Genomic DNA, 9,196 nt, shown 5'->3' on the forward strand with positions numbered 1-9,196 from the left:
CCTGCGACTCCATAGAGTCGGGACGACAGGATTTGAACCTGCGACCCCTTGACCCCCAGTCAAGTGCGCTACCAAGCTGCGCCACGTCCCGATGCTCTTTGACCTGGGGTTTCCCTGGCCAAACAGCGCAGGGAAACTCTACCGCACTCGGGTCGGTGCTCGCGCACCGCTCGCGGTTGACCTCAAGCGGGCTTGAGGTTGCAGGATTGTCGGCATGACGATCACAGCGGACCACGGCTACGACGATCTGCCCCGGCTGATGAGCCTGATGACCGGTGACGAGAAGCACGACTTCGCCGCCACCTCCACGCTCGACGTGCTGTGGGTGCTCTACGACCGGGTGCTCGACGTCACCCCCGCGCGGGCGGACGCCACGGACCGGGACCGTTTTTTGCTGAGCAAGGGGCACGGGCCGATGGCGTACTACGCCGTGCTCGCGGCGAAGGGGTTCGTGCCCGAGGAGTGGCTGCCCGGCTTCGGGACGTACGACTCGCCGCTCGGGCATCACCCGGACCGGGTCCTCGTGCCGGGCACCGAGATCGGCAGCGGGTCGCTCGGGCACGGGCTGCCGCTCGCCGTCGGCGGCGCGCTCGGGCTGCGCGCGCAGGGGCTGACCGGCGCGGCCGTCTGGGTGCTCATCGGGGACGCCGAGCTGGACGAGGGCAGCAACCACGAGGCCATCGCCTACGCCGGGGCGGCCGGGCTGGACCGGCTGCACACCGTCGTCGTGGACAACGCCTCCGCCGGCCACGCCCTGCCCGGCGGCATCGCCGCCCGGTTCGAGGCCGCGAACTGGTCCACCGCCACCGTCGACGGACGCGACCACGCCGCGCTGTACGAAGCCTTCACCTCCCCGCATCCGGGCCGCCCGCACGCGGTCGTCGCCCGGGTGGAACCCAAGAACGCCCGTTGACCGGACCAGAAAGGCCCACCCTCGTGGAAATCATGGAAAGCATGCGTGACCGGTTCGGCGCCGTCGCCTCCCGGCTGCTGGACGAGAATCCGCGGGTCGCGGTCGTCCTCGCCGAGGTCGGCCGGGATGCGTTCACGGACGCCGCGCGCCGCCACCCCGACCGGCTGATCAACGTCGGCATCCGCGAGCAGCTCCTCGTCGGCGCCGCCGCCGGGCTGTCGCTCACCGGGCTGCGGCCGATCGTGCACACCTTCGCCGCGTTCCTCGTGGAGCGCCCCTTCGAGCAGGTCAAACTGGACCTCGGCCACCAGGACGCCGGCGCGGTGCTGGTCAGCGTGGGCGCCTCCTTCGACTGGCCGGCCGCCGGACCCACATGGCGCCCGGCGACGTCGCCCTCCTCGACACCCTGGACGGCTGGACCGTGCACGTCCCCGGCCACCCGGACGAGGCCGAGACCCTGCTGCGGCACGCCGTCGCGGCGGGCGACGACAAGGTGTACGTACGCCTCTCCCTCCAGCGCAACCGGCTCCCCCTCCCGGTCGACGGCGCCCGCTTCCTCACCGTGCGCGAGGGCCGCGCCGGGGTTGTCGTCGCGGTCGGCCCGACGCTGGACCCCGTCCTCGCCGCCACCCGGGGCCTGGACGTGACCGTGCTGTACGCGACGACCGTCCGCCCCTTCGACGCGGCCGCACTGCGCCGGGCCACCGAGGCGGCCGGTACAGACGTGGTCCTGGTCGAGCCCCACCTCGCCGGGACCTCGACCCGCGCCGCCACGGAGGCCCTGTCCGACGTGCCGCATCGCGTGCTCGGACTGGGCGTCGGCCGCCGCGAGCTGCGTCGGTACGGCACGTTCGACGAGCACCTGGCCGCGCACGGTCTGGACGCGCGCGGTCTGCGGGAACGGATCGGCGCGTTCGTCGGGGCGGGCGCGGTCAGCGCCTAGCGGACGCCTAGTGGTCCTGCGGCACCCCCAGCCCCGGATGCTCCTCCAGCAGCCGTATGGGGGCCGCCTGGCGCCAGGAGTCGGCGAGGATGTCCCGGAGTTCGTCCTCGCCGTCCAGCGCGGCGAGTCTGGCCCGCACCCAGGCGAAGTTCGCCTCGTGGTCAGCGATCCAGAACTTCTCCGGCTCGGCCAGCACCAGTTCGTCCCGCTCCTCCTTCGGGCAGCGCACCGCGAGCGAGGTCTCCTCCTCCGGGAGCGTGGCGAACATCTTCCCGGCAACCCGGAAGGTGGGCATGCCCCAGGCCACCTTCTCGGTGGTGTCCGGAAGGGACAGGGCGATACGGCGTACGTCTTCTGCGTCCGGCATGCGACGCACCGTAACCCCCGGCACTGACAACGGCCCCGGCTCAGCCCCCGGCCGCGGCCTGCCCCAGCGCCTCCAGCACCGGCCGGATCAGCGGATGCGCCTCCGCGCCCCGGCGTACGGCCGCGAACACGCGCCGGGTCGGGGCCACCCCGTCCACGGGCCGCACGACAACGCCCGTCAGGTCCATGCCGCGCAGCGCGGAGCGGGGGACGAGGGCCACGCCCGCGTCGGCCGAGGCCAGCGCGACCACCGCGCGGAAGTCGTCGGAGGAGTGCTCGAGGCGCGGCAGGAACCCGGCGCTCTCGCAGGCCAGCACCACCACGTCGTGACAGGGGTTGCCGGGGTACGGGCCGATCCACGGGTCCTTGGACAGCTCCGCGAGCGGCACCTCGGCGTGGTCGGCGAGCCGGTGCCCGAGCGGGACCACGGCGTCGAACGGCTCGGCGTACAGCGGGAGATGGGTCAGCCGGGGGTCGTCGGCGGGCGGCGCGCCCCGGTACTCGACGGCCACCGCCACGTCGACCTGCCGGTCCAGCAGCATCCTGAGGCTCGCGTCGCCCTCGGCGTCCCGGACCCGGATTCCTATGCCGGGCGCCGACCGGCCGAGCCGGGCCAGGGCGGGCGCCACGACCTGGGCGATACCGGTGGCGAAGGCGGCGACGGTGACCGTCCCGGCCTCGCCCTTGCCGTACGCCGCCAGTTCCGCCTCGGCCCGCTCCAGCTGGGCGAGGACGGCGTTGGTGTGGCTGAGCAGGATCTCGCCGGCCGGGGTGAGCCGTACGCCCTTCGCGCCGCGCTCGACCAGGCGGTGGCCGGTCTCCTGCTCCAGCGCGGTGAGCTGCTGGGAGACGGCGGAGGGGGTGAGGTAGAGCGCGGCGGCCGCCGCCGTGACCGTGCGGTGGTCGGCCACCGCACGGAGGATGTGGAGCCGCCGCGCCTCGATCATGCCGCCATTATCGCAAGGCGGCGGCGCCGGTCAGCCCGCCAGCTCGGCGCGGGCCGCGACGAAGGCGTCCACGGCGCGGTTGACGTCCTCGGTGGAGTGCGCGGCGGAGAGCTGGACGCGGATGCGCGCCTTGCCCTGCGGGACCACCGGGTACGAGAAGCCGATCACGTACACCCCGCGCTCCAGGAGCAGCTCCGCCAAGCGGCCCGCCTCGGACGCGTCGCCGATCATCACCGGGGCGATGGCGTGGTCGCCGGGGAGGATGTCGAAGCCGGCCTCGGTCATGCGGGAGCGGAACAGGGCGGTGTTCTCGGCGAGCCGGACGCGCAGGTCGTCGGCGGACTCCAGCAGGTCGAGGACCTTCAGGGAGGCGGCGGCGATGACCGGGGCGAGGGTGTTGGAGAACAGGTACGGGCGCGAGCGCTGGCGGAGCAGGGCGACGATCTCGGCGCGGGCCGCGACATAGCCGCCGGAGGCGCCGCCGAGGGCCTTGCCGAGGGTGCCGGTGATGATGTCGACGCGGTCCATCACGCCGTGCAGCTCGGGCGTGCCGCGACCGGAGGGGCCGACGAAGCCGACGGCGTGCGAGTCGTCGACCATGACCATCGCGTCGTAGCGGTCGGCCAGGTCGCAGATCTCGGCGAGCGGGGCGACGTAGCCGTCCATGGAGAAGACGCCGTCGGTGACGATCAGCTTGCGCCGGGCGCCGCCCGCGTTCGCCTCCTTGAGCTGGGTCTCCAGGTCGGCGAGGTCGCGGTTGGCGTAGCGGAACCGGCGGGCCTTGGACAGGCGGATGCCGTCGATGATTGAGGCGTGGTTGAGGGCGTCGGAGATCACCGCGTCCTCGGCGCCGAGCAGGGTCTCGAAGACACCGCCGTTGGCGTCGAAGCAGGAGGAGTAGAGGATCGTGTCCTCCTGGCCGAGGAACGCCGAGAGGCGGGCCTCCAGCTCCTTGTGGACCTCCTGGGTGCCGCAGATGAAGCGCACGGAGGCCATGCCGTAGCCCCAGCGGTCGAGCGCGGTGTGGGCGGCGGCGATGACCTCGGGGTGGTCGGCGAGGCCCAGGTAGTTGTTGGCGCAGAAGTTGAGTACCTCACCGGGGCGGCCGCCCTCGGTGACCTCGACGGTCGCGGACTGCGGGGTGCCGATGACGCGCTCGGGCTTGTGCAGGCCGGCGGCACGGATCTCGTCGAGGGTGGCGCGGAGGTCGTCGCGGACGGTGTCGAACATGGGGGCTCCTACGGAAGTGAGAGGGGGACGCGGCGGGCGCCCCGGCGGCGGACCGGGCCGGGAATCAGACGGTCCAGTCCAGGATGACCTTGCCGCCCCTGCCGCCGGCCGCGTCCTCGAAGGCCGTCTCGTAGTCGCGGTAGTCGTACCGGCCGGTGATCACGGGGGCCAGGTCGAGGCCGCCCTCCAGGAGGACCGACATGGCGTACCAGGTCTCGAACATCTCCCGGCCGTAGATGCCCTTGATGGTGATCATCGAGGTGACGATCCGGGACCAGTCCACCGGGAACTCCTGCGCGGGCAGGCCCAGCATGGCGATCCGGCCGCCGTGCGTCATGTTGGCGATCATGTCGCGCATGGCCTCGGGGCGGCCGGACATCTCCAGGCCGATGTCGAAGCCCTCACGCAGTCCCAGCTCCCGCTGACCGTCCGCGATGGTGGAGCGCGAGACGTTCAGTGCCAGGCTCACTCCTATCTTGCGGGCCAGTTCGAGGCGCTCCTCGCTGACGTCGGTGACGACGACGTTGCGGGCGCCCGCGTGCCGGGCGACGGCCGCGGCCATGAGGCCGATCGGGCCGGCGCCGGTGATCAGCACGTCCTCACCGACCAGCGGGAAGGACAGCGCGGTGTGCACGGCGTTGCCGAAGGGGTCGAACACGGCGGCGATGTCGAGGTCCACGGGGACCCGGTGCACCCACACGTTGGACGCGGGCAGCGCCACGTACTCGGCGAACGCGCCGTCGCGGCCCACACCCAGGCCGATGGTGGAGCGGCACAGGTGGCGGCGGCCGGCCAGGCAGTTGCGGCACTTGCCGCACACCAGGTGGCCCTCACCGCTGACCCGGTCGCCCACCCGGATGTCGGTGACGTCGCGGCCGGTGGACACGACCTGCCCGACGAACTCGTGGCCGACGATCAGCGGGGTGCGGATGGCCTGTTGCGCCCAGCCGTCCCAGGCCCGGATGTGCAGGTCCGTGCCACAGATACCGGTCCGCATGACCTTGATGAGCACGTCACCGGGTCCCACTTCGGGCTCGGGCACGTCCATGAGCCGGAGACCGGGCTCCGCCTTCTCCTTGACCAGCGCCTTCAACGCTACGGCTCCTGTGGGTGAGGCCCGGCCGTACGGGCTCGCCGTGGCGTCCGCACCGGGTCCGAGGGGTGGAATCACCCCGCAATCTGCCGTACGCGCCGACCGGAATCCATCGAGCTTTTCTTAACCGGCGCCACAGGTTTGCTTCACACCTCGGGGGCTTCGGCTCAACTCCGGTCGTATTTCCGTTCGTTCAGATGGGCAGACCGTCGTCGGCGGCTCGTTCGATGCGTACGGCGAGTTCGGCGGCCATCCCCTTGATGGCCTCAAGCCCGGCCCTGCCCCAGGAGCGCGGCTCCGTGTCGGCGGCGCACACGGTGCCGAGCACCATGCCGGAGCGGTCGATGAGCGGTGCGCCCAGGTAGGAGCGGATACCGAGGTCGTCGACGATCGGGTTGCCCGCGAAGCGGGGGTAGTCGCGGACGTCCTCCAGCACCAGGGCCCGGTGGCGGACGACCACATGGGGGCAGAACCCGTGTTCGCGGGGCAGTACCCGGCCGGACCCGTCCTCGCGGGTGAGGGGGCCGGTGGGCGGCGCGCTCAGCCCCGCGAAGAACTGCCGCTGCTCGCCGACGAAGTTGACCATGGCGTACGGCGCTCCGGTGACCTGGGCGAGGTGGTCGGCGAAGGCGTCGAGCGCGGGCTCGGCGCGCTCCCCCAGGCCGAGGCGGCGCAGCCGGGAGGTGCGGGCCGGGGCCTCCTTGTCCTCGGGGGTGAGCAGCAGACCCCGGACGCGGCGCACCGGCTCGTACATCATGACCGCGCTCCCTGGACGGGGGCTGCCTCGGCGGACACGGGCGCCGGGACGTGGGCGAGGAGGTGCCGTACGAGGGTGAGCAGGGTCCGCACACCGGAGCTGGAGATACGGGCGTCGCAGGGGACGACCGGGACGGCGGGGCTCAGGTCGAGGGCGGCGCGTACCTCGTCGGGGTCGTAGCGGAAGGCGCCGTCGAACTCGTTGACGGCGATGATGAAGGCGACGCCGCGTTCCTCGAAGAAGTCGACGGCGGCGAAGCACTCCTCCAGGCGGCGGGTGTCGGTGAGGATGACCGCTCCGAGCGCGCCCTCGCACAGCTCGTCCCACATGAACCAGAACCGTTCCTGGCCGGGCGTGCCGAAGAGGTAGAGGACGTGCCGGGGGTCGAGGGTGATGCGGCCGAAGTCCATGGCGACGGTCGTCTCGATCTTGTTCTCGACGCCGTCCAGGTTGTCGGTGGCCGCGCCGACCGTGGTGAGCAGTTCCTCGGTGCTGAGCGGCGCGATCTCGCTCACCGCGCCCACGAAGGTCGTCTTGCCCACCCCGAACCCGCCGGCCACCAGGATCTTGAGCGCGGTGGGGAACGGGTCAGAGCTGTCGTCGTAGTCCATCGAGCACTGCCTCCAGCAGAGACCGGTCAGTGGGGTTGTGGCGGAAGGCGGGGGGCGGCCCGGTGGTCAGCGCCCCGCAGTCGACCAGGTCCGAGAGCAGCACTTTGGTGACCACGGCCGGCAGCCTCAGGTGCGCGGCCAGCTCGGCCACCGAGACGGGCGCGCGGGACAGGTCGAGCGCCTGCGCGTGCTCGGGGCCGAGATAGCCGAGCGGGGTGACTCCGGTGGCCATCACCTGGGAGATCAGGTCCAGGGCGACGCTCGGTTCGGTACGGCCGCCGCTGACCGTGAACGGGCGTACCAGCCGCCCGGCCGCCTCGTCGAGCCAGGGACCGTCGCCCACGGTGACGCTCACGGCCTCAGCGCCGTGGGGTCGGCGGCGGGCTGCCGGGGCGCGGTGACGAGGTACGGGCGGACGCTCTTGACCAGCATCGCCATCTCGTAGCCGAGCACGGCGGCGTCGGCCTCGCGCCCGGCGAGCACGGCGAGACAGGTGCCGGAGCCGGCGGTGGTGACGAACAGCAGTGTCGAGTCCAGTTCGACCACGACCTGCCGCACTTCCCCGCCGTCCCCGAACCGGACGCCCGCGCTGCGGCCGAGGGAGTACAGGCCGGAGGCGAGCGCGGCCATGTGGTCGGCGCTGTCGGGGTCCAGCCCGTGTACGGACTTCACCAGCCCGTCGCAGGACAGGAGCACCGCACTGCTGGTGTGCGGTACGCGCTGCACGAGGCCGCTCAGCAGCCAGTCGAGGTCGGATGCGTGGGCGGTCGGCGCATCGCTCGCCATGGTGGATCGACTCCTTGGGGTACGAAGGTCCGCGGAAGCGCTGGGAGGCGGGGCGGTGGGGGTGCCGTGGGTGGTGCCGAGGGCGGAGGTCATCCGGGAGGCGCGCCCCTGTCCAGGGGGCCGGGCTCCGAGTGGTCCGGCTCCCTGCGGGGTGGGCCGGTGTGGCTTGCCGACTCCACGGACTCCTTCCCCGCGCCCTCCGGTCTCTGCTGGGACTCGGCGAGGCCGACGCCTCGCTGGAAGGCGGCCATGAGTCCGGGATCGTGCCCCACCAAGGCGTCGTTGGCCTGACGCGGTACGGGCGGCCCATCCCGGAGCTGCGGAGCGATGTGCTCCTGGGCGCGTCGGCGGGGCAGCGAGGGCCTGTCCGCGCCGGGGGGCGCCGCTCCCCCGCGCCCGGTCGGCGGCACACCCGCGTTGCTCTCCACCATGGCCCGGTCCCCGACGTTGATACCGGGCACCGCCTCGGCCGGGTTGGCCCGCTGCTCCTGCGCCCCGCGCACGGGCAGCGGAGGCGGAGGCGGAGGCGGCACGGTGCCGCTTCTCCCGGCACCGCCCCCTTCCGCCGCGGCCCGCGTACCGGCGCCCCCGCTCCCCTGCCGCGCCACCTGCCGGTGTCGGCCGGTGGCCGGAGCGGCGGGAGCGAGAGGGGCAGGAGGGGCAGGAGGGGCGAGGGGTTCAAGGGGGGCGTCCGCAGCCCCGGCCCCCGCCGGCCCGGCCGGGCCTGCGCCCCGACCAGGAGCCCCCCGCCCCGGAGCCGTGGACCCGGGCTCCGCCCCCTGTGCACCCCCCGCCCCCTCGGCCTGCGGTACCGCCCCCGCCGAAGCCCCCAGCAGCGCCTGCGGCACGACCAGTACGGCCTGGACGCCCCCGTAGATGTTGCTCTGGAGACGCACCGAGATGCCATGGCGGCGGGCGAGCTGGGAGACGACGTAGAGACCGATGCGGCCGTCGGCCAGCATGCCGGCGACGTCGGCCTGGTCGGGGTCGACGAGGAGGGCGTTCATCCGGTGCTGTTCCTCGACCGGCATCCCGAGGCCACGGTCCTCGACCTCGATGGCGAGGCCGGAGGTCACCAGGCCCGCGCGCAGCAGGACTTGGGTCTGCGGGGCGGAGAACACGGTGGCGTTCTCGATGAGTTCGGCGAGGAGATGGATGACGTCGGCGACGGCGTGCCCGCGCAGTTCGCCCTCGACCGGCGGGACGAGCTTGACCCGTGAGTACTGCTCGACCTCGGCGATGGCGGAGCGCAGTACCTCGGTCATGCCGACCGGGTTGCTCCACTGCCGACGGGAGACCGCGCCGCCGAGCACGGCGAGGTTCTCGGCGTGGCGGCGGATGCGGGTGGCGAGGTGGTCGACGTGGAAGAGGCCCTTGAGCAGGTCGGGGTCCTCGATATCGTTCTCCAGCTCGTCGAGGATGGAGATCTCCCGGTGCACCAGGGACTGGAGCCGCCGGGCGAGGTTGACGAAGACCTCGAGTTTCTGTTCGGCGGCGGCCTGGCTGGAGAGCTGGGCCGCGCGGACGACGGCGGTGACGGCGCCGTCGTG

10 protein-coding genes, 1 tRNA gene and 1 pseudogene are annotated in these 9,196 nt (G+C 72.8%); 2 read left to right on the forward strand and 10 right to left on the reverse strand.

Features of this window, described 5'->3' with window-relative positions:
- Positions 1-17 precede the first annotated feature (17 nt).
- Positions 18-91 (reverse strand) — tRNA-Pro (locus tag ACFWN1_RS29270).
- Positions 92-214: 123 nt separating this feature from the next.
- Between ACFWN1_RS29270 and ACFWN1_RS29275 the strand changes: the two genes are divergently transcribed.
- Together ACFWN1_RS29275 and ACFWN1_RS29280 are read left to right on the forward strand one after the other, a co-directional pair.
- Positions 215-913, forward strand: a complete 699-nt coding sequence (locus ACFWN1_RS29275) for a transketolase (RefSeq protein ID WP_384368413.1) — start codon at positions 215-217, stop codon at positions 911-913.
- A 32-nt stretch (positions 914-945) separates the two neighbouring features.
- Positions 946-1,856, forward strand: a pseudogene (locus ACFWN1_RS29280) (transketolase family protein).
- A gap of 7 nt (positions 1,857-1,863) precedes the next feature.
- Here the strand turns inward: ACFWN1_RS29280 and ACFWN1_RS29285 are convergent.
- The 9 genes from ACFWN1_RS29285 to ACFWN1_RS29325 all read right to left on the reverse strand — a co-directional run.
- A complete protein-coding gene (locus ACFWN1_RS29285) occupies positions 1,864-2,223 on the reverse strand; it encodes an MmcQ/YjbR family DNA-binding protein (protein ID WP_384368416.1) in 360 nt (119 codons plus the stop codon).
- A gap of 40 nt (positions 2,224-2,263) precedes the next feature.
- Entirely contained in the window at positions 2,264-3,169 is a 906-nt protein-coding gene (locus tag ACFWN1_RS29290; protein ID WP_384368419.1) for a LysR substrate-binding domain-containing protein, read from the reverse strand.
- A 30-nt stretch (positions 3,170-3,199) separates the two neighbouring features.
- Complete coding sequence (locus ACFWN1_RS29295; protein ID WP_384368422.1) at positions 3,200-4,399, reverse strand: glycine C-acetyltransferase; 1,200 nt, start codon at positions 4,397-4,399, stop codon at positions 3,200-3,202.
- Positions 4,400-4,463: 64 nt separating this feature from the next.
- Entirely contained in the window at positions 4,464-5,492 is a 1,029-nt protein-coding gene (gene tdh, locus ACFWN1_RS29300) for an L-threonine 3-dehydrogenase (protein ID WP_384368425.1), read from the reverse strand.
- Positions 5,493-5,685: 193 nt separating this feature from the next.
- Positions 5,686-6,249: a GAF domain-containing protein gene (locus tag ACFWN1_RS29305; RefSeq protein WP_384368428.1), complete on the reverse strand. Its 564-nt coding sequence runs from the start codon at positions 6,247-6,249 to the stop codon at positions 5,686-5,688.
- Complete coding sequence (locus ACFWN1_RS29310) at positions 6,246-6,860, reverse strand: ATP/GTP-binding protein (RefSeq protein WP_384368431.1); 615 nt, start codon at positions 6,858-6,860, stop codon at positions 6,246-6,248. Before ACFWN1_RS29310 ends, ACFWN1_RS29305 begins: the two co-directional genes overlap by 4 nt.
- Positions 6,838-7,215: a DUF742 domain-containing protein gene (locus ACFWN1_RS29315; protein ID WP_384368434.1), complete on the reverse strand. Its 378-nt coding sequence runs from the start codon at positions 7,213-7,215 to the stop codon at positions 6,838-6,840. The genes ACFWN1_RS29310 and ACFWN1_RS29315 overlap by 23 nt, the downstream gene beginning before the upstream one ends.
- On the reverse strand, positions 7,212-7,646 hold the full coding sequence (locus ACFWN1_RS29320; RefSeq protein ID WP_384368437.1) for a roadblock/LC7 domain-containing protein: 435 nt from the start codon (positions 7,644-7,646) through the stop codon (positions 7,212-7,214). Before ACFWN1_RS29320 ends, ACFWN1_RS29315 begins: the two co-directional genes overlap by 4 nt.
- Positions 7,647-7,735: 89 nt before the next feature.
- On the reverse strand, positions 7,736-9,196 hold a 1,461-nt coding region (locus tag ACFWN1_RS29325), incomplete at its 5' end, for a sensor histidine kinase (RefSeq protein WP_384368440.1).

It is taken from the genome of Streptomyces sp. NPDC058459 (assembly GCF_042721685.1).
In the GTDB taxonomy this organism is placed as follows: domain Bacteria; phylum Actinomycetota; class Actinomycetes; order Streptomycetales; family Streptomycetaceae; genus Streptomyces.